17 protein-coding genes and 2 tRNA genes are annotated in these 20,003 nt (G+C 60.7%); 18 read left to right on the top strand and 1 reads right to left on the bottom strand.

Translation table 11 applies throughout. The features are described 5' to 3' along the window. Positions 1-89 precede the first annotated feature (89 nt). Genes carB through N0B28_RS22535 form a run of 3 tightly spaced genes read left to right on the top strand, consistent with a single transcriptional unit; the run spans position 90 to position 4,214 of the window. On the top strand, positions 90-3,311 hold the full coding sequence (carB, locus tag N0B28_RS22545) for a carbamoyl-phosphate synthase large subunit (protein WP_210014085.1): 3,222 nt from the start codon (positions 90-92) through the stop codon (positions 3,309-3,311). Beyond that, entirely contained in the window at positions 3,308-3,790 is a 483-nt protein-coding gene (gene greA, locus N0B28_RS22540) for a transcription elongation factor GreA (protein WP_078481340.1), read from the top strand. Before carB ends, greA begins: the two co-directional genes overlap by 4 nt. 28 nt (positions 3,791-3,818) lie before the next feature. Then, complete coding sequence (locus tag N0B28_RS22535) at positions 3,819-4,214, top strand: MFS transporter (protein ID WP_275732100.1); 396 nt, start codon at positions 3,819-3,821, stop codon at positions 4,212-4,214. A 12-nt stretch (positions 4,215-4,226) separates the two neighbouring features. Here N0B28_RS22535 and yhbY read toward each other — a convergent pair whose 3' ends face one another. Then, on the bottom strand, positions 4,227-4,535 hold the full coding sequence (yhbY, locus tag N0B28_RS22530; protein ID WP_038606752.1) for a ribosome assembly RNA-binding protein YhbY: 309 nt from the start codon (positions 4,533-4,535) through the stop codon (positions 4,227-4,229). A gap of 101 nt (positions 4,536-4,636) precedes the next feature. Here yhbY and rlmE point away from each other — a divergent pair, with 101 nt between their 5' ends. The 15 genes from rlmE to pnp all read left to right on the top strand — a co-directional run bounded on the left by rlmE (position 4,637) and on the right by pnp (position 19,978). Beyond that, positions 4,637-5,260, top strand: a complete 624-nt coding sequence (rlmE, locus tag N0B28_RS22525; protein WP_043863826.1) for a 23S rRNA (uridine(2552)-2'-O)-methyltransferase RlmE — start codon at positions 4,637-4,639, stop codon at positions 5,258-5,260. Between the two features lie 212 nt (positions 5,261-5,472). Next, positions 5,473-7,380 carry an ATP-dependent zinc metalloprotease FtsH gene (ftsH, locus tag N0B28_RS22520; RefSeq protein WP_043863825.1) on the top strand — a complete coding sequence of 636 codons (1,908 nt, stop codon included), beginning with the start codon at positions 5,473-5,475 and terminating at the stop codon, positions 7,378-7,380. Between the two features lie 8 nt (positions 7,381-7,388). Next, positions 7,389-8,240, top strand: a complete 852-nt coding sequence (gene folP, locus N0B28_RS22515) for a dihydropteroate synthase (RefSeq protein ID WP_043863824.1) — start codon at positions 7,389-7,391, stop codon at positions 8,238-8,240. A 20-nt stretch (positions 8,241-8,260) separates the two neighbouring features. Further along, complete coding sequence (glmM, locus tag N0B28_RS22510; RefSeq protein WP_054916542.1) at positions 8,261-9,601, top strand: phosphoglucosamine mutase; 1,341 nt, start codon at positions 8,261-8,263, stop codon at positions 9,599-9,601. Between the two features lie 66 nt (positions 9,602-9,667). Beyond that, a complete protein-coding gene (gene tpiA, locus N0B28_RS22505) occupies positions 9,668-10,423 on the top strand; it encodes a triose-phosphate isomerase (RefSeq protein ID WP_275728882.1) in 756 nt (251 codons plus the stop codon). Between the two features lie 3 nt (positions 10,424-10,426). Then, positions 10,427-10,813, top strand: coding sequence for a preprotein translocase subunit SecG (gene secG, locus N0B28_RS22500; protein ID WP_078481335.1), 387 nt, complete (start codon positions 10,427-10,429; stop codon positions 10,811-10,813). A 19-nt stretch (positions 10,814-10,832) separates the two neighbouring features. Continuing rightward, a tRNA-Leu gene (locus N0B28_RS22495) sits at positions 10,833-10,918 on the top strand. Between the two features lie 98 nt (positions 10,919-11,016). Beyond that, positions 11,017-11,093: transfer RNA gene (locus N0B28_RS22490), tRNA-Met, on the top strand. Between the two features lie 130 nt (positions 11,094-11,223). Beyond that, the gene (gene rimP, locus N0B28_RS22485) at positions 11,224-11,682 is read left to right on the top strand and encodes a ribosome maturation factor RimP (RefSeq protein ID WP_043863937.1); all 459 of its coding nucleotides are present in this window, start codon (positions 11,224-11,226) and stop codon (positions 11,680-11,682) included. 59 nt (positions 11,683-11,741) lie between these two features. After that, positions 11,742-13,223, top strand: a complete 1,482-nt coding sequence (gene nusA / locus N0B28_RS22480) for a transcription termination factor NusA (RefSeq protein ID WP_043863821.1) — start codon at positions 11,742-11,744, stop codon at positions 13,221-13,223. Positions 13,224-13,249: 26 nt separating this feature from the next. Next, positions 13,250-15,754 carry a translation initiation factor IF-2 gene (infB, locus tag N0B28_RS22475; RefSeq protein ID WP_054916541.1) on the top strand — a complete coding sequence of 835 codons (2,505 nt, stop codon included), beginning with the start codon at positions 13,250-13,252 and terminating at the stop codon, positions 15,752-15,754. A gap of 122 nt (positions 15,755-15,876) precedes the next feature. After that, entirely contained in the window at positions 15,877-16,278 is a 402-nt protein-coding gene (gene rbfA / locus N0B28_RS22470; protein WP_043863819.1) for a 30S ribosome-binding factor RbfA, read from the top strand. 3 nt (positions 16,279-16,281) lie between these two features. Continuing rightward, entirely contained in the window at positions 16,282-17,199 is a 918-nt protein-coding gene (gene truB / locus N0B28_RS22465) for a tRNA pseudouridine(55) synthase TruB (RefSeq protein ID WP_043863818.1), read from the top strand. Positions 17,200-17,352: 153 nt separating this feature from the next. Beyond that, positions 17,353-17,622, top strand: coding sequence for a 30S ribosomal protein S15 (gene rpsO, locus N0B28_RS22460; RefSeq protein ID WP_010222985.1), 270 nt, complete (start codon positions 17,353-17,355; stop codon positions 17,620-17,622). Positions 17,623-17,872: 250 nt separating this feature from the next. Then, on the top strand, positions 17,873-19,978 hold the full coding sequence (gene pnp, locus N0B28_RS22455) for a polyribonucleotide nucleotidyltransferase (RefSeq protein ID WP_043863817.1): 2,106 nt from the start codon (positions 17,873-17,875) through the stop codon (positions 19,976-19,978). Positions 19,979-20,003: the final 25 nt, after the last annotated feature.

Genomic DNA, 20,003 nt, shown 5'->3' with positions numbered 1-20,003 from the left:
CTGAACCGGCACAGGCCGCGTTCAGGCGCTCCTCGAGTGGATTGTTCGACACAGCTTGCCCACTGACCCGCGGATTTGAGTGACAACCCATGCCAAAACGTACAGACATCAAAAGCATCCTGATTCTCGGCGCCGGCCCGATCGTGATCGGCCAGGCCTGCGAATTCGACTACTCCGGCGCCCAGGCCTGCAAGGCCCTGCGCGAGGAGGGTTTTCGCGTCATCCTGGTGAACTCCAACCCGGCCACCATCATGACCGACCCGGCCATGGCCGACGCCACCTACATCGAGCCGATCAAGTGGCAGTCGGTGGCCAAGATCATCGAGAAGGAGCGCCCTGACGCGCTGCTGCCGACCATGGGCGGCCAGACCGCGCTGAACTGCGCACTGGACCTGGAGCGCGAAGGCGTCCTGGAAAAATTCGGCGTGGAAATGATCGGTGCCAACGCCGACACCATCGACAAGGCCGAAGACCGCTCGCGTTTCGACAAGGCCATGAAGGCCATCGGCCTGGAATGCCCGCGCTCGGGTATCGCCCACAGCATGGAAGAGGCCAATGCGGTGCTCGAGAAGCTGGGCTTCCCGTGCATTATCCGCCCGTCCTTCACCATGGGCGGCACCGGTGGCGGCATCGCCTACAACCGTGAAGAATTCGAAGAAATCTGCGCCCGTGGTCTGGACCTGTCGCCAACCAAGGAACTGCTGATCGACGAATCGCTGATCGGCTGGAAAGAGTACGAGATGGAAGTGGTCCGCGACAAAAAGGACAACTGCATCATCGTCTGCTCCATCGAGAACTTCGACCCGATGGGCGTGCACACCGGTGACTCGATCACCGTCGCACCGGCACAGACCCTGACCGACAAGGAATACCAGATCATGCGCAACGCCTCGCTGGCGGTGCTGCGTGAAATCGGTGTCGAAACCGGCGGCTCCAACGTGCAGTTCGGTATCTGCCCGGACACTGGCCGCATGGTCGTGATCGAGATGAACCCGCGGGTTTCGCGTTCCTCGGCCCTGGCCTCGAAAGCCACCGGCTTCCCGATCGCCAAGATCGCCGCCAAGCTGGCTGTTGGCTACACCCTCGACGAACTGCAGAACGACATCACTGGTGGTCGCACGCCGGCCTCGTTCGAACCTTCGATCGACTACGTCGTCACCAAGCTGCCACGCTTTGCCTTCGAAAAATTCCCGAAAGCCGATGCCCGCCTGACCACCCAGATGAAATCCGTGGGTGAAGTCATGGCCATCGGCCGCACCTTCCAGGAGTCGCTGCAGAAGGCCCTGCGCGGCCTGGAAGTCGGCGTATGCGGGCTGGACCCGAAAGTCGACCTGGCCAGCCCAGAAGCTGTCAGCATCCTCAAGCGCGAGCTGACCGTGCCGGGCGCCGAGCGTATCTGGTATGTGGCCGACGCCATGCGTTCGGGCATGAGCGTGGATGAAATCTTCGCCCTGACCATGATCGACCGCTGGTTCCTGGTGCAGATGGAAGACCTGATCAAGGAAGAAGAGAAGGTCAAGACCCTGGGCCTGGCCGATATCGACAAGGCACTGATGCTGCGCCTCAAGCGCAAGGGCTTCTCTGACCAGCGCCTGGCCAAGCTGCTGGGCATCACCGACAAGAACCTGCGTCGTCACCGCCACAAGCTCGAGATCTTCCCGGTCTACAAGCGCGTCGATACCTGCGCTGCCGAGTTCGCCACCGACACCGCCTATCTGTACTCCACCTACGAGGAAGAGTGCGAGGCCAACCCGTCGACCCGCGACAAGATCATGATCCTGGGTGGCGGCCCCAACCGTATCGGCCAGGGCATCGAGTTCGACTACTGCTGCGTCCATGCGGCACTGGCCCTGCGTGAAGACGGCTACGAGACCATCATGGTCAACTGCAACCCGGAGACCGTCTCCACCGACTACGATACCTCCGACCGCCTGTACTTCGAGCCGCTGACCCTGGAAGACGTGCTGGAAGTGGTGCGTGTCGAGAAGCCGAAGGGTGTCATCGTGCACTACGGCGGCCAGACTCCGCTGAAACTGGCCCGTGCCCTGGAAGAAGCCGGCGTACCGATCATCGGTACCAGCCCGGACTCCATCGACCGCGCCGAAGACCGTGAGCGCTTCCAGCAGATGGTTCAGCGCCTGAACCTGCTGCAGCCGCCAAACGCCACCGTGCGCAGCGAAGACGAAGCGATTCGTGCTGCCGGCGTCATCGGTTACCCGCTGGTGGTGCGCCCGTCCTACGTACTGGGCGGCCGTGCGATGGAGATTGTCTACGAACTGGACGAACTCAAGCGCTACCTGCGTGAAGCGGTGCAGGTGTCCAACGACAGCCCTGTGCTGCTGGACCACTTCCTCAACTGCGCCATCGAGATGGACGTGGATGCGGTCTGCGACGGCACCGACGTGGTGATCGGCGCGATCATGCAGCACATCGAGCAGGCCGGTGTTCACTCCGGTGACTCGGCATGCTCGCTGCCGCCGTACTCGCTGCCTGCCCACGTGCAGGACGAAGTGCGCGACCAGGTCAAGAAGATGGCACTGGAGCTGGGCGTTGTCGGCCTGATGAACGTGCAGCTGGCGCTGCAGGGCGACAAGATCTACGTGATCGAGGTCAACCCGCGTGCTTCGCGTACCGTACCGTTCGTGTCCAAGTGCATCGGCACCTCGCTGGCGATGATTGCGGCTCGCGTCATGGCCGGCAAGACCCTGAAAGAGATCGGTTTCACCCAGGAAATCATTCCGAACTTCTACAGCGTGAAGGAAGCGGTGTTCCCGTTCGCGAAGTTCCCGGGCGTCGATCCGATCCTCGGCCCTGAAATGAAGTCCACCGGTGAAGTCATGGGTGTCGGCGACACCTTCGGCGAAGCCTTCGCCAAGGCCCAGATGGGCGCCAGCGAAGTGCTGCCGACCGGCGGCACCGCGTTCATCAGCGTGCGTGACGACGACAAGCCGCAGGTGGCTGGCGTTGCCCGCGACCTGATCAACCTGGGCTTCGAAGTGGTTGCCACGGCCGGTACCGCCAAGATCATCGAGGCGGCAGGCCTGAAAGTGCGTCGCGTGAACAAGGTGACCGAAGGTCGTCCGCACGTGGTCGACATGATCAAGAACGACGAAGTGTCGCTGATCATCAACACCACCGAAGGTCGCCAGTCGATTGCCGACTCCTACTCGATTCGTCGCAATGCGTTGCAGCACAAGATCTACTGCACCACGACCATTGCGGCCGGTGAAGCCATCTGCGAAGCGCTGAAGTTCGGTCCGGAAAAAACCGTACGTCGCTTGCAGGATCTACATGCAGGACTCAAAGCATGAGTATTACCAAATACCCGATGACCGTTCAGGGCGCTCGCGCCCTGGAGGAAGAGCATCTCTTCCTGAGCAAGACTGAACGCCCGCGCCTGAGCCAGGCGATTGGCGAAGCCCGTGAGCTGGGCGATCTCAAGGAAAACGCCGAGTACCACGCTGCCCGTGAAGAACAGGGCATGGTCGAGGCGCGTATCCGCGATATCGAAGGCCGCCTGCAGAATGCGGTAGTGATCGACGTTACCACCATTGCCCACACGGGCAAGGTGATCTTCGGTACCACCGTGAACCTTGAAAACACCGAAACCGGCGATCAGGTGACCTACCAGATCGTTGGTGAGGACGAGGCGGACGTCAAGAACGGCAAGCTCTCGGTCGGTGCTCCGATCGCCCGCGCCATCATCGGCAAGGAAGAGGGTGACACTGTGGTGATCAAGACGCCGAGCGGCACAGTCGAGTACGAGATTGTCGAAGTCCGTCACATTTGATCGCCCGCGCGGCTTTGCCGCGTCGGCAGTGATCTGGCAGCTGGCCCAGGTGCTCTGGGTCGGCGGCGTGTGGATGCTGCATTTTGCGGTACTGCCGGTGCTGGGCCAGATTGGCGTGGCGCCGCTGTTGATCGAAGATTTTGGCGTGCTGGCCGCGTCGCTGCTGGTCGCCTTTGCGGCGGCGGGCTGCGGCGTGCAGGTGCTGGTACTGATTCAGGCCGAAGGGATGACCAGCCTGTGGCGAGACATGCGTGGGCAACTGCTGCTGATGGCAGTGGCGGCGTGCGTGATGTATTTCGTCTTGCGGGTTGGCGGGGCGGGGCAGTTGCGTTGGCAGCTGTTCTGCTACCTGGTGCTGGGCCTCAGCGGTTTGCTGCTGGTGCTGCAGCCGCCGCCGGGCAGGGCGCGCAAGGCGCGCCACTGAACGGCGCGAACATCACTTGTAGCGGTGGATGTTCGACAGTTGCTTGTTGGGCTGCGGGTTGCGGCGATAGATCAGTGCCTTCTTGCCGATGGTCTGCACCAGTTCGGCGCGACCGGCCTTGCACAGTGCGGCAATGGCGGCGGCACGTTCTTCGCGGTCTTCCGAGCGGATCTCTACCTTGATCAGTTCGTGATCGGCCAGGGCGCGCTCGAGTTCGGCGATAACCCCTTCAGTCAGGCCGTTGCCTGCCACAATCAGAACTGGTTTCAGATCGTGGCCAATGGATTTGTACTGTTTCTTCTGCTCGTTATTGAGCGGCATAATCTGACCCTTTGTCTAGATTCTGTAAAAATGGCGGCCATTTTACCCGAGGGCCCGTGGATCCGCCCAGTTAATCACGACCCTTATCATCGAGGTGCCCAGTGGCGCGTTCCAAGACAAGCCTTGGCTGGCTGAAAGAACACTTCAACGATCCTTACGTCAAAAAGGCGCAAAAGGACGGATATCGCTCGCGCGCGAGCTACAAATTGCTCGAAATCCAGGAAAAGTACCGTTTGATCCGTCCGGGCATGAGTGTGATCGATCTGGGCGCGGCGCCCGGTGGCTGGTCGCAGGTGACCAGTCGTCTGATTGGCGGTCAGGGGCGTCTGATCGCCTCCGACATCCTCGAAATGGACAGTATTCCCGACGTTACCTTCATCCAGGGCGACTTTACCCAGGATGAAGTGCTCGCGCAGATTCTCGAGGCGGTCGGTAATTCGCACGTAGACCTTGTGATTTCCGATATGGCCCCCAATATGAGTGGTACGCCCGCTGTGGATATGCCCAAGGCCATGTTCCTGTGCGAGCTGGCCCTTGATCTGGCGACCCGGGTACTCAAGCCGGGTGGCGATTTTCTGATCAAGATCTTTCAGGGCGAGGGGTTTGACGTCTACCTCAAGGACGCCCGCAAGAAATTCGACAAGGTGCAGATGCTCAAGCCCGATTCTTCACGCGATCGCTCCCGCGAGCAGTACATGCTGGGGCGTGGCTACAAGGGCGAGTAGGGCTTCAGGCCGGCAGCTTCCAGGGTATCCGATAGCTATTTCCAATCGGATGTCCTGCCTGACCTGGATGAACATCGTGTAGTCTAGGTTTCACAAAGGGTTACAGACGGCGCCTGCAGACATGTAGGTAATGTAGTAAGTTAAGCCGGTGATTATCATGCGAGGCACGGCTGCGCCTAAGGCCTGCCTCAGAGGGTAGCTAATTGAACGACATGGCAAAGAATCTGATCCTGTGGTTGATCATCGCCGCGGTCCTGGTGACCGTGATGAACAACTTCTCCAGCCCGAACGAGCCGCAGACCCTCAACTATTCCGACTTCATTCAGCAGGTCAAGGATGGCAAGGTCGAGCGTGTGACGGTCGACGGTGCAGTCATCATTGGTAAACGTACCGACGGCGACAGCTTCAAGACCGTGCGTCCCGCGATCGCCGACAACGGCCTGATCGGCGACCTGGTCGACAACCACGTCGTGGTCGAAGGCAAGCAGCCTGAACAACAAAGCATCTGGACCCAGTTGCTGGTCGCCAGCTTCCCGATCCTGGTCATCATCGCCGTGTTCATGTTCTTCATGCGCCAGATGCAGGGCGGTGCCGGTGGCAAGGGTGGGCCGATGAGTTTCGGCAAGAGCAAGGCGCGCCTGCTCTCCGAAGACCAGGTCAAGACCACCCTGGCCGACGTCGCAGGTTGCGACGAAGCCAAGGAAGAGGTTGGCGAGCTGGTCGAGTTCCTGCGTGATCCAGGCAAGTTCCAGCGCCTGGGTGGTCGTATTCCGCGCGGCGTGCTGATGGTCGGCCCGCCCGGTACCGGTAAGACCCTGCTGGCCAAGGCCATTGCGGGTGAGGCCAAGGTGCCGTTCTTCACCATTTCCGGTTCCGACTTCGTTGAAATGTTCGTGGGTGTCGGTGCCAGCCGTGTACGTGACATGTTCGAGCAGGCCAAGAAGCACGCACCGTGCATCATCTTCATCGACGAAATCGACGCCGTCGGTCGCCACCGTGGCGCCGGCATGGGCGGTGGTCATGACGAGCGCGAGCAGACCCTCAACCAGTTGCTGGTGGAGATGGACGGCTTCGAAATGAACGACGGCATCATCGTGATCGCCGCTACCAACCGTCCGGACGTGCTTGACCCTGCGTTGCTGCGTCCAGGCCGTTTCGACCGCCAAGTGGTCGTGGGCCTGCCCGACATCCGTGGTCGCGAGCAGATTCTCAAGGTGCACATGCGCAAGACGCCGATCGGCGACAACGTGAACCCTGCCGTGATCGCCCGTGGTACGCCCGGCTTCTCCGGTGCCGACCTGGCCAACCTGGTCAACGAGGCGTCGCTGTTCGCTGCGCGCGGCGGCAAGCGTGTGGTCGAGATGAAGGAGTTCGAGCTGGCCAAGGACAAGATCATGATGGGCGCCGAGCGCAAGTCGATGGTCATGTCCGAGAAAGAGAAGCAGAACACCGCTTACCACGAGGCGGGTCACGCCATCGTGGGTCGCGTGGTGCCCGAGCACGACCCGGTGTACAAGGTCTCGATCATTCCGCGCGGTCGCGCCCTGGGCGTCACGATGTTCCTGCCGGAAGAGGACCGCTACAGCCTGTCCAAGCGTGCGCTGATCAGTCAGATCTGCTCGTTGTACGGTGGTCGTATCGCTGAGGAAATGACCCTTGGCTTCGATGGCGTTACCACGGGTGCCTCCAACGACATCATGCGAGCCAGCCAGATCGCTCGCAACATGGTCACCAAGTGGGGCTTGTCGGAAAAACTCGGTCCGCTGATGTACGCCGAAGAAGAAGGCGAGGTGTTCCTGGGCCGCAGTGCCGGTTCCCAGCACGCCAGCGTTTCGGGCGAGACGGCCAAGTTGATCGACTCCGAGGTGCGCAGCATCATCGACCAGTGCTATGCCACTGCCAAGCAGATCCTCACCGAAAACCGTGACAAGCTCGATGCCATGGCCGATGCGCTGATGAAGTACGAGACCATCGATGCCGACCAGATCGACGACATCATGGCCGGTCGCGAGCCGCGTGAGCCCCGTGACTGGGAAGGTGGTTCGGGCACTTCGGGCACCTCTGCAACGCAAGGTGATCGCCCCGAGTCCCCGATCGGTGGTCCGGCGGCGCAGCTCTAAGGGTTGACATGACTTCACAGCAGTACCCAACCCGGTTGCCTTGCGGCAACCGGGTTCTCGACCTTTCCCGTACCCATGTGATGGGTATCCTCAACATAACCCCTGATTCCTTCTCGGACGGCGGTCGCTTCACCCAGCGTGATGCGGCCTTGCGCCATGCCGAAGCGATGGTGGCGGCCGGTGCTACGCTTGTCGATGTCGGTGGGGAGTCCACCCGGCCAGGTGCACGCGTGGTCACTGCTCTCGAAGAGCTCGAGCGGGTTGCACCCATTGTCGAAGCGATCAGTCGCGAGCTGGATGTCATCATCTCGGTCGATACCTCGACGCCGGCGGTGATCCGCGAGACTGCCCGCCTGGGCGCGGGGCTGATCAACGATGTGCGCTCGCTTACCCGCGATGGCGCGCTGGATGCCGCTGCAGCCACCGGTTTGCCGGTCTGCCTTATGCACATGCGCGGCGAGCCCGGCGACATGCAGAACAACCCGCACTACGACGATGTGACCGTCGAGGTGGCGATGTTTCTCGAGCAGCGCATGGCAGCCTGTGCTTCGGTGGGTATCGGCGCCGAAAAGATTGTGCTCGATCCGGGCTTTGGTTTTGCCAAGACGCTTGCGCACAACCTCAGCCTGTTCAAGCATATGCAGGATCTTTATCGCCTGGGCCGCCCCCTCCTGGTGGGCGTTTCGCGCAAGAGCATGATCGGCCTGGCGCTGGAGCGTCCGGTCGGTGAGCGGCTTTATGGCAGCCTGGCGCTTGCTGCGCTGGCGATGACTCGGGGTGCGAGCATCCTGCGGGTTCACGATGTTGCCGAGACCGTCGACGTGGTACGGATGATTGCAGCGGTTGAAGCCGCCGAATAAGAGTGACGGAGCATTTCACTATGAGCAGAAAATATTTTGGTACCGACGGCATTCGTGGCCGTGTCGGCGAATACCCGATCACGCCGGATTTCATGCTCAAGCTCGGTTGGGCCGCAGGCATGGCCTTTCGCAAGCTCGGCGCCTGCCGGGTGCTCGTAGGCAAGGACACGCGTATCTCCGGCTACATGTTCGAGTCGGCCCTTGAGGCCGGTCTGTCTGCGGCGGGCGCAGATGTGCTGCTGCTCGGCCCGATGCCGACGCCGGCCATCGCCTACCTGACCCGCACCTTTCATGCCGAAGCCGGGATCGTCATCAGTGCGTCGCACAATCCGCATGACGACAACGGCATCAAGTTCTTCTCCGGTCAGGGCACCAAGCTGCCCGACGATGTAGAGCAGATGATCGAGGAGTTGCTCGACAAGCCCATGACCGTGGTCGAGTCGAGCAAGCTGGGCAAGGTGTCGCGCATCAACGACGCGGCCGGCCGCTACATCGAATTCTGCAAAAGCAGCGTGCCGACCAGTACCGATTTCGCCGGCCTCAAGCTGGTGGTCGACTGCGCCCACGGCGCCACGTACAAGGTGGCCCCCAGCGTGTTTCGCGAGCTCGGCGCCGATGTCACGGTGCTGGCAGCGCAGCCGGATGGCCTCAACATCAACGAGAACTGCGGTTCGACCCATATCGAGTCGCTTCAGGCGGCGGTGCTGGTAGGGCATGCCGACCTGGGGATCGCGTTCGACGGTGACGGTGACCGGGTGCTGATGGTCGACCATACCGGCGCGATCGTCGATGGTGACGAATTGCTGTTCATCATTGCCCGTGACCTCCAGGAGCGTGGCAAGCTCAATGGTGGCGTTGTGGGTACGCTGATGAGCAACCTGGGCCTCGAACTGGCCTTGCAGGAGCTCTCGATACCGTTTGTGCGTGCCAAGGTGGGTGACCGCTATGTGATGGCCGAACTGCTGGAGCGCGACTGGAACATCGGCGGCGAGAACTCCGGGCACGTGGTGTGCTTCAGTCATACCACCACAGGGGATGCGATCATCGCTGCCCTGCAGGTGCTGATGGCGCTCAAGCGTCGCGGTGAAACCCTGGCTCAGGCCCGTCAGGCGCTGCGCAAATGCCCGCAGGTGCTGATCAATGTTCGCTTTGGCGAGAGCAAGGTAGACCCTGTTGAGCACCCGGCGGTCAAACAGGCCTGCGAGCGGGTCACCGAGGCCATGGCGGGTCGTGGTCGCGTGCTGCTGCGCAAGTCCGGCACAGAGCCACTGGTGCGTGTGATGGTCGAAGGTGATGACGAAAGTCAGGTGCGCGGCTATGCCGAGGAACTGGCAAAGCTGGTAACTGAAGTTTGCGCCTGATTAGCGCTTGCCAGTGGTGATCGGGTTGGGTAACATCTGCGCCCACTTTGACCGACGAGGTACAGCATGCGTCGCCCTATGGTAGCTGGTAACTGGAAGATGCACGGTACCCGCGCCAGCGTCGCTGAGCTGATCAAGGGCTTGAGCAATCTAGCCCTGCCGAGCGGTGTTGAAGTCGCGGTGTTCCCGCCCTGCCTGTACATCAATCAAGCGATTGAAGGGTTGCAGGGCAAGTCGATAGCCGTGGGTGCTCAGGATTCTGCGGTAGAGCCCCAGCAAGGCGCGCTGACCGGTGAGGTTGCTCCAAGTCAGCTGGTCGATGCGGGATGTGAGCTGGTGCTGATCGGGCACTCGGAGCGTCGCCAGATACTGGGCGAAAGCCACGAAGTACTGAATCGCAAGTTCGCTGCGGCTCAGGCTTGCGGGTTGAAGCCTGTGCTCTGTGTGGGGGAAACCCTGGAGGAGCGCGAAGCTGGCAAGACGCTTGAGGTTGTAGGGCGTCAGTTGAGCAGCATCATCGAAGCATTCGGTGTTGAGGCCTTCGCCAGTGCAATCATTGCCTATGAGCCTGTATGGGCCATCGGCACCGGCCTCACGGCCAGCCCGCAACAGGCTCAGGATGTGCACAAGGCCATTCGCGAGCAACTGGCGGCAAAGAATTCAGAGGTCGCGATGAATGTGCGGCTTCTATACGGCGGCAGCGTGAAGGCGGCCAATGCGGCTGAGCTGTTCGGCATGCCGGATATCGATGGGGGGCTCATAGGTGGAGCTTCCCTGAACGCAGACGAATTCGGTGCAATTTGTCGCGCCGCAGGAAACTGAAAAATGCTGGAAACAGTCGTAGTAGTTTTTCATCTGTTGGGCGCACTGGGTTTGGTAGTGCTGGTGTTGCTGCAACAGGGTAAAGGTGCGGAAGCAGGTGCATCTTTCGGCGCAGGGGCTTCAAATACTGTGTTCGGAAGCCAAGGTTCTGCTACCTTTCTTAGTAAGTTTACTGCTATACTTGCCGCCAGTTTCTTCATAACCGCCCTAGGGTTAGGTTACTTTGCTAAAGAGAAAGCTCATCAGCTGACTCAGGTAGGGCTTCCAGATCCAGCGGTACTTGAAGTGAAGCAGCAAAAGCCGGCAACAGATGATGTACCGGTGCTCCAGGAGCAACAGGCACCCGCCAGCAACACCGGCGATGTACCTCCAGCTCAAGAGCAGAAGTAACGGGTTTCAAAGTAGTATTGCCGAGGTGGTGGAATTGGTAGACACGCAACCTTGAGGTGGTTGTGCCCATAGGGTGTAGGGGTTCGAGTCCCCTTCTCGGTACCAATTGAAACAAGACAGCCCGCTACAGCGGGCTTTCTTGTAGGTGGAGGTTAGATTGACCCCTCGCGGGGTTCGGTCGTATACTTTCGCCCCAGCTTTGACGCGGGGTGGAGCAGTCTGGTAGCTCGTCGGGCTCATAACCCGAAGGTCGTTGGTTCAAATCCAGCCCCCGCAACCAGTTTCAGCAGAGCCCCTTTTCAGGGGCTTTTTGTTAGCTGATCAGTTCTCAGCGCCGGTATTCACCCGGCGTATCAGGGATGGGCGCTTCGCCCATTTTTTATTTGCATAGCATGCACAAGGGGGTTCAGGTGTCGAGCAAGCTAGAAGAGTTGCAGGCCTTGTTGGCCCCGGTGGTCGTGGCCCTAGGCTATGAATGCTGGGGTATCGAGTTTTCGGCTCAAGGCCGCCACTCAATGTTGCGCGTTTATATCGACAAAGAAGGCGGTGTGCTGGTGGATGACTGCGCCATCGTCAGCCGTCAGATCAGCGGCATTCTGGATGTCGAAGATCCCATTTCCGTTGAATACACCCTTGAAGTTTCCTCTCCTGGCATGGAACGCCCGCTGTTCACACTTGAACAGTTTGCAAAGTATGTCGGTGAGCAGGTGAAGATTAAACTGCGCTCGCCTTTCGAAGGTCGACGTAATTTTCAGGGCCTTCTGCGCGGTGTGGAAGAGCAGGATGTCGTGGTGCAGGTAGATGACCACGAATTCCTTCTGCCGATCGACATGATCGACAAGGCCAACATTATTCCCAGTTTTGACTGAGACATGCCGGGTCCGATAGTTCGTGCGGACCCAATGGCTTGCGAAAGGCGAGGCGTACGATGAGCAAAGAAGTACTGCTGGTTGTTGAGTCGGTATCCAATGAAAAGGGTGTACCGGCAGACGTGATTTTCGAAGCATTGGAAGTGGCCCTGGCCACTGCTACCAAGAAGCGCTTCGAAGATGAAGTCGACCTGCGTGTGGAGATCAACCGCCACACCGGTAACTACGAGACCTTCCGTCGCTGGACGGTGGTCGAGGAAGAGGATCTTGACGATCCTGCGATCGAAACCTGGCCAAGCAAGATTCAGGAAACCCATCCTGAAGCCAAGGTTGGCGACGTCATCGAAGAGAAGATCGAGTCCATCGAGTTCGGCCGCATCGCTGCACAGACCGCCAAGCAGGTCATCGTGCAGAAGGTCCGCGAAGCCGAGCGCGCACAGGTGGTCGATGCCTATCGCGAGCGTCTGGGCGAAATCATCTCGGGTACCGTCAAGAAGGTTACCCGTGACAACGTGATCGTCGACCTGGGCAACAACGCCGAAGCGCTGCTGGCCCGTGAAGACATCATCTCCCGCGAGACTTTCCGTGTCGGTGTGCGTGTACGTGCGCTGCTCAAGGAAATCCGCACCGAAAACCGCGGCCCGCAGCTGATCCTGTCGCGTACCGCGCCCCAGATGCTGATCGAACTGTTCCGCATCGAAGTGCCGGAAATCGCCGAGGGCCTTATCGAGGTCATGGCGGCTTCCCGTGACCCGGGTTCTCGCGCCAAGATCGCTGTCCGCTCCAAGGACAAGCGCATCGACCCGCAAGGCGCCTGCATCGGTATGCGCGGTTCGCGCGTACAGGCAGTGTCTGGCGAGTTGGGCGGCGAGCGAGTGGATATCGTCCTGTGGGACGACAACCCGGCCCAGTTTGTCATCAACGCCATGTCGCCGGCAGAAGTCGCGGCGATCATCGTTGATGAAGATGCCCACGCGATGGACATCGCTGTAGCCGCGGACAACCTGGCGCAAGCCATTGGCCGTGGTGGTCAGAACGTACGTCTGGCCAGCCAGTTGACCGGCTGGACCCTGAACGTGATGACCGAGTCGGACATCCAGGCCAAGCAACAAGCTGAAACCGGCGACATTCTGCGTAACTTCATCGAAGAGCTGGAAGTCGACGAAGAGCTGGCGCAGGTTCTCGTTGACGAAGGTTTCACCAGCCTGGAAGAAATTGCCTACGTACCGCTGGAAGAAATGCTCAACATCGATGGCTTCGACGAGGAGATCGTCAACGAACTCCGCGCGCGTGCCAAGGACCGCCTGTTGACCAAAGCCATCGCTACTGAGGAAAAACTGGCAGACGCCCATCCGGCCGAAGACCTGCTCTCGCTTGAGGGTATGGACAAGGATCTGGCGGCGGAACTGGCGGTGCGCGGCGTGGTTACCCGCGAAGACCTGGCCGAGCAGTCGATTGATGACCTGCTCGACATCGACGGCATCGACGAAGAACGTGCCGGCAAGTTGATCATGGCCGCCCGAGCCCACTGGTTCGAGTAAGTAGGCTGGCCTGAGGAGAGAAGTGCATGACGCAAGTCACGGTGAAAGAATTGGCCCAAGAGGTCGCTGCACCGGTAGAGCGCCTGCTGCAGCAGATGCGTGAGGCAGGTCTGCCGCACACCGACGCCGGTCAGGTAGTGACCGACAGTGAGAAGCAGGCTCTGCTGACCCACTTGAAAAGCAGCCACAAGGCGAAGGTGGAAGAGCCGCGCAAGATTACCTTGCAGCGCAAGACCACCAGCACCCTGCGTGTTGCTGGTAGCAAGAGCATCAGCGTAGAAGTACGCAAGAAGAAAGTTTTCGTACAGCGCAGCCCCGAAGAAATCCAGGCTGAGCAGAATCGCGAGCTGGAAGAACGTCGTGCCGCTGAAAACGCAGCACGCGAAAAGTCTGAAGCTGAAGCGCGTAAACGTGCCGAAGAATCCGCCAGCCGTCAGCCGGCCAGCGCCCCTGCGCCAGCCGCTGCAGCACCGGCCGTGACAGCTGCGCCTGCAGCTGCCGAACCGGTTGCAGCTCCGGCCCCGGGTGTCGAGCGCAAGAAAGCCGAAGACGCCCGTCGCAACGACAAGTCGCGTGACGACGACCGCCGTGGTGGCGAGCGCCGCAACGAGGCCCCGCGCGTATCGGTCAAGGTCAAGGAAAAGGAAAAGGCGCCAGCTCCACGTGCCGCCCCACGTACCACCGAAGAGGAAAGCGACAGCTTCCGCCGTGGTGGCCGTGGCAAGGGCAAGATGAAGAAGCGCAATGCCCACGGCTTCCAGAGCCCGACCGGTCCGGTTATCCGCGACGTGGCCATTGGCGAGACCATCACCGTTTCCGAGCTGGCACAGCAGATGTCGGTCAAGGCCGCTGAAGTCGTCAAGTTCATGTTCAAGATGGGTACTCCGGTCACCATCAACCAGGTGCTCGATCAGGAAACTGCTCAGCTGATCGCCGAAGAGCTGGGCCACAAGGTCACGCTGGTCAGCGACAACGCGCTGGAAGATTCCCTGGCCGAGTCCCTGAAGTTCGAAGGCGAGTCGTTCTCCCGTGCGCCGGTCGTGACCGTAATGGGCCACGTTGACCACGGTAAGACTTCCCTGCTCGACTACATCCGTCGTGCCAAGGTAGCTGCCGGCGAAGCCGGTGGTATCACCCAGCACATCGGTGCGTACCACGTGGAAACCGACCGTGGCATGGTCACCTTCCTCGACACCCCGGGTCACGCCGCGTTTACCGCAATGCGTGCCCGTGGTGCCAAGGCGACCGACATCGTGATCCTGGTGGTCGCGGCGGACGACGGCGTGATGCCGCAAACCCGTGAAGCGGTACAGCACGCCAAGGCGGCAGGTGTTCCACTGGTCGTTGCAGTGAACAAGATCGACAAGCCAGGTGCAGACCTGGACCGCATCCGCAACGAACTGGCCGTCGAAGGCGTGACCTCCGAGGACTGGGGTGGCGACACGCCATTCGTCAAGGTTTCGGCCAAGATGGGTACCGGCGTCGACGAACTGCTCGAAGCCGTTCTGCTGCAAGCCGAGATCCTCGAGCTCAAGGCCACCCCATCGGCCCCTGGCCGTGGTGTCGTGGTCGAGTCGCGCCTGGACAAGGGCCGTGGCCCGGTGGCTACCGTGCTGGTTCAGGACGGTACCCTGCGTCAGGGCGACATGGTGCTGTGCGGTTCGAACTACGGCCGTGTACGGGCCATGCTCGACGAGAACGGCAAGCCTGTTAAGGAAGCCGGCCCGTCGATCCCGGTCGAGATTCTCGGCCTGGATGGCACCCCGGATGCCGGTGACGAACTGAGCGTGGTTGCCGACGAGAAGAAAGCCCGTGAAGTGGCTCTGTTCCGTCAAGGCAAGTTCCGCGAAGTCAAACTGGCACGTGCCCACGCTGGCAAGCTCGAGAACATCTTCGAGAACATGGGCCAGGAAGAGAAGAAGACCCTCAACATCGTACTCAAGTCCGATGTGCGTGGTTCTCTGGAGGCCCTGCAGGGCTCCCTCAGCGGTCTTGGCAACGACGAAGTACAGGTTCGCGTGATCGGCGGCGGTGTCGGTGGTATCACCGAGAGCGACGCCAACCTGGCCCTGGCTTCCAATGCAGTACTGTTCGGCTTCAACGTGCGTGCCGATGCCGGCGCGCGCAAGATCGTCGAGCAGGAAGGTCTGGATATGCGTTACTACAACGTGATCTACGACATCATTGAAGACGTCAAGAAAGCCCTGACCGGCATGCTCGGCAGCGATGTTCGCGAGAACATCCTGGGTATCGCCGAAGTGCGTGACGTGTTCCGTTCGCCGAAGTTCGGCGCCATCGCCGGCTGCATGGTCACCGAGGGTGTGGTTTACCGCAACCGTCCGATTCGCGTACTGCGCGACGACGTGGTGATCTTCGAAGGCGAACTGGAGTCGCTGCGTCGCTTCAAGGACGATGCGTCCGAAGTGCGTGCCGGCATGGAGTGCGGTATTGGCGTCAAGAGCTACAACGACGTCAAGGTCGGCGACAAGATCGAAGTCTTCGAGAAAGTCCAAGTGGCTCGCACGCTCTAAGCCGCGAGCTTGGGAGCCGCAGATCGCCCGCCGCAAGGCGCAGGTCGGCGGCTCTGAACGCAACGCCCGGTCAGGCCCAAGCCTGGCCGGGCGTTTGCCGCTTTAGTTACAGGTAGCAAAACATGGCAAAAGAATACAGCCGTACCCAACGTATCGGCGATCAGATGCAGCGCGAACTGGCGCAACTGATCCGTCGCGAAGTCAAAGATCCGCGCGTCGGCCTGGTGACCATCACCGCCGTCGACGTCAGCCGCGATGTCGGCCACGCCAAGGTGTTCATCACCGTGATGGGCGAGGACAGCGCAGAAGACATCAAGCAAAGCCTCAAGGTGCTCAACAGCGCCGCCGGTTTCCTGCGCATGCAACTGGGCAAGGAAATGAAGCTGCGCAGCGTGCCGCAACTGCACTTCCACTACGACGAGAGCGTGACCCGCGGTGCCCATCTGTCGGCACTGATCGAGCGCGCGGTCGCCGAGGACAGCCAGCACAAGTCCGACGATACCCCCCTGGACACCAAGGAGTAAGCGGTGGCTCAGGTCAAGCGTATCCGTCGTAACGTCAGCGGCATCATCCTGCTCGACAAGCCGTTGGGGTTCACCTCCAATGCTGCCCTGCAGAAGGTGCGCTGGCTGCTCAACGCCGAGAAGGCCGGACATACCGGCAGCCTCGACCCGCTGGCCAGTGGCGTGCTGCCGCTGTGCTTCGGCGAGGCGACCAAGTTCTCGCAATACCTGCTCGAGTCCGACAAGGGCTACGAGACGGTGATGCAACTGGGGCAGACCACCAACACGGGCGACGCCGAAGGCGAAATTCTGCAAACCCGCGAAGTGACCGTTGGTCGCAGCGACGTTGAAGCCGTACTGCCACAGTTTCGTGGTCCAATCAGCCAGATACCGCCGATGTACTCGGCGCTCAAGCGCGATGGCCAGCCGCTGTACAAGCTGGCACGTGCAGGCGAAGTAGTGGAGCGTGAAGCGCGTTCTGTTACTATTAACCGCTTGGAGCTGCTCGAGTGCGAAGGCACCCGGGTACGCCTCTCGGTAGGCTGCAGCAAGGGCACCTACATCCGTACGCTGGTAGAGGACATCGGTGAGCAGCTGGGCTGCGGCGCCTATGTTGCAGAACTGCGCCGTACGCATGCCGGCCCCTTCGAGCTGGCCCAGACCGTCACCCTCGAAGAGCTCGAGCAGGTGCACGCCGAAGGTGGCAACGAAGCGGTCGACCGCTTCCTGATGCCATCGGACAGCGGGTTGCAGGACTGGCCGTTGCTGCACTTCTCCGAGCACAGCGCGTTCTACTGGCTGCATGGTCAGCCGGTGCGTGCACCGGATGCGCCGAAGTTCGGCATGGTCCGCGTGCAGGATCACAACGGTCGTTTCATCGGTATCGGTGAAGTGAGCGAAGACGGGCGCATTGCGCCACGTCGACTGATTCGGTCGGAATGATCGAAACCTTCAGTGTCGGGTTCAGGCCCGGCACTGGCGGGCAAGAGGATGGCTGTCAATAGGCACGGTCACGCCTCACTTTTAAATACAGGGATCTGTCCCTGGCCTATTGGAAACCGTGTGTACGGTTTCCCTTGATATTGGAGAAGCCAGATGGCACTCAGCGTTGAAGAAAAAGCAAAGATCGTTGGCGAATACCAGCAAGCAGCCGGTGACACCGGTAGCCCGGAAGTGCAGGTTGCCCTGCTGACCGCCAACATCAACAAGCTGCAAGGCCACTTCAAGGCCAACGGTAAAGACCACCACTCCCGTCGTGGTCTGATCCGCATGGTAAACCAGCGTCGCAAGCTGCTGGACTACCTGAAAGGTAAAGACACCACTCGTTACAGCGCCCTGATCGGTCGTCTGGGCCTGCGTCGCTAATAGCGGCCTGGTCAGTGGTGTGCACGGCGTGCTGCTGTCATCCGCCGAGGGCTTCGGCCCCCGCGCGGGTGAGCACGCCGCGCGTATCTATGAGGTTGGCTGTCTGCCTCGCCCGCGCGGTTTACCGCAAGGGCAGGGCAGGCTCCCAACCTCTAGTTTTATCTGGACTGCCAACAGGGCCGATTCCCTGTGCTGCCCAAGAATTCGCAAGAACCAGTTCCCCCAGAGCCACTGAAGAAGGTAGGAAACCGTGAACCCGGTAATCAAGAAATTCCAGTTCGGTCAATCGACCGTTACCCTCGAGACGGGCCGTATTGCTCGTCAAGCGTCCGGCGCCGTATTGGTCACCGTCGACAACGATGTCACCGTGCTGGTGACCGTGGTCGGTGCCAAACAGGCCGATCCAGGCAAAGGCTTCTTCCCCCTGTCCGTTCACTATCAGGAAAAGACCTACGCCGCCGGCAAGATCCCTGGTGGTTTCTTCAAGCGTGAAGGCCGTCCTTCCGAGAAAGAGACCCTGACCTCGCGTCTGATCGACCGTCCGATCCGTCCGCTGTTCCCTGAAGGCTTCATGAACGAAGTGCAGGTTGTCTGCACCGTCGTTTCCACCAGCAAGAAAACCGATCCGGACATCGCTGCCATGATCGGTACCTCGGCTGCGCTGGCCATCTCCGGCATTCCGTTCGAAGGCCCTATCGGCGCCGCCCGTGTCGCTTTCCACGAAAGCACCGGCTACCTGCTGAACCCGACCTACGAGCAACTGGCTGCCTCGAGCCTGGACATGGTCGTTGCCGGTACCTCCGACGCCGTGCTGATGGTCGAATCGGAAGCCAAGGAGCTGACCGAAGACCAGATGCTGGGCGCCGTGCTGTTCGCCCACGATGAATTCCAGGCCGTGATCCAGGCCGTCAAGGAACTGGCTGCCGAAGCCGCCAAGCCTACCTGGGACTGGACTGCCAAGGCCGAGAATACCCCGCTGCTGAGCGCCATTCGTGGCGAATTCGGTGCCGCGGTGTCCGATGCCTACACCATCACCGTCAAGGCCGACCGTTACGCTCGCCTGGGCGAGCTGCGCGAGCAGGTCATCGCCAAGTTCTCCGGCGAAGAAGGCCAGCCGACTGCCGCTGAAGTCAAAGAGATCTTCGGTGAAATCGAATACCGCACCGTTCGCGAAAACATCGTCAACGGCAAGCCACGTATCGATGGTCGCGACACCAAGACCGTGCGCCCGCTGAACATCGAAGTCGGCGTGCTGCCGAAAACCCACGGTTCGGCCCTGTTCACCCGTGGCGAAACCCAGGCCCTGGTCGTTGCGACCCTGGGTACTGCACGTGACGCACAGCTGCTGGACACCCTGGAAGGCGAGCGCAAAGACCCCTTCATGCTGCACTACAACTTCCCGCCGTTCTCGGTGGGCGAGTGTGGCCGCATGGGCGGTGCTGGTCGTCGCGAAATCGGTCACGGCCGTCTGGCCCGTCGTTCGGTCCAGGCCATGCTGCCGGCCGCCGACGTGTTCCCGTACACCATCCGCGTGGTGTCGGAGATCACCGAATCCAACGGTTCGAGCTCGATGGCTTCGGTCTGTGGCGCTTCCCTGGCCCTGATGGACGCTGGTGTACCGATGAAGGCGCCGGTAGCCGGTATCGCCATGGGTCTGGTCAAAGAGGGCGAGAAGTTCGCCATCCTGACCGACATCCTGGGTGATGAAGACCACCTGGGCGACATGGACTTCAAGGTAGCCGGTACCGCCAAGGGTGTGACCGCGCTGCAGATGGACATCAAGATCAACGGCATCACCGAAGAGATCATGGAAATCGCCCTGGGCCAGGCCCTGGAAGCGCGCCTGAACATCCTCGGCCAGATGAACCAGATCATTGGCCAGTCGCGTACCGAGCTGTCGGAAAACGCACCGACCATGATCGCGATGAAGATCGACACCGACAAGATTCGCGACGTCATCGGCAAGGGCGGCGCAACCATCCGTGCCATCTGCGAAGAAACCAAGGCGTCGATCGATATCGAAGACGACGGTTCGATCAAGATCTTCGGCGAAACCAAGGATGCTGCAGAAGCTGCGCGCCAGCGCGTTCTGAGCATCACTGCCGAAGCCGAGATCGGCAAGATCTACGTCGGCAAGGTCGAGCGCATCGTCGACTTCGGTGCATTCGTCAACATCCTGCCGGGCAAGGACGGTCTGGTTCACATCTCCATGCTGAGCGATGCTCGCGTCGAGAAAGTGACCGACATCCTGAAAGAAGGCCAGGAAGTCGAAGTACTGGTACTGGACGTGGACAACCGCGGCCGTATCAAGCTGTCGATCAAGGACGTTGCCGCCGCCAAGGCGTCGGGCGTCTGATGATGCAGCAGGGCAGGTAACTGCC

Source organism: Pseudomonas sp. SD17-1 (assembly GCF_029201585.1).
GTDB classification, from domain to species: Bacteria; Pseudomonadota; Gammaproteobacteria; order Pseudomonadales; family Pseudomonadaceae; genus Aquipseudomonas; species Aquipseudomonas palmensis.
Note: the sequence above shows the minus strand (reverse complement) of the source record. Positions and strands in the feature narration are given on the sequence as shown.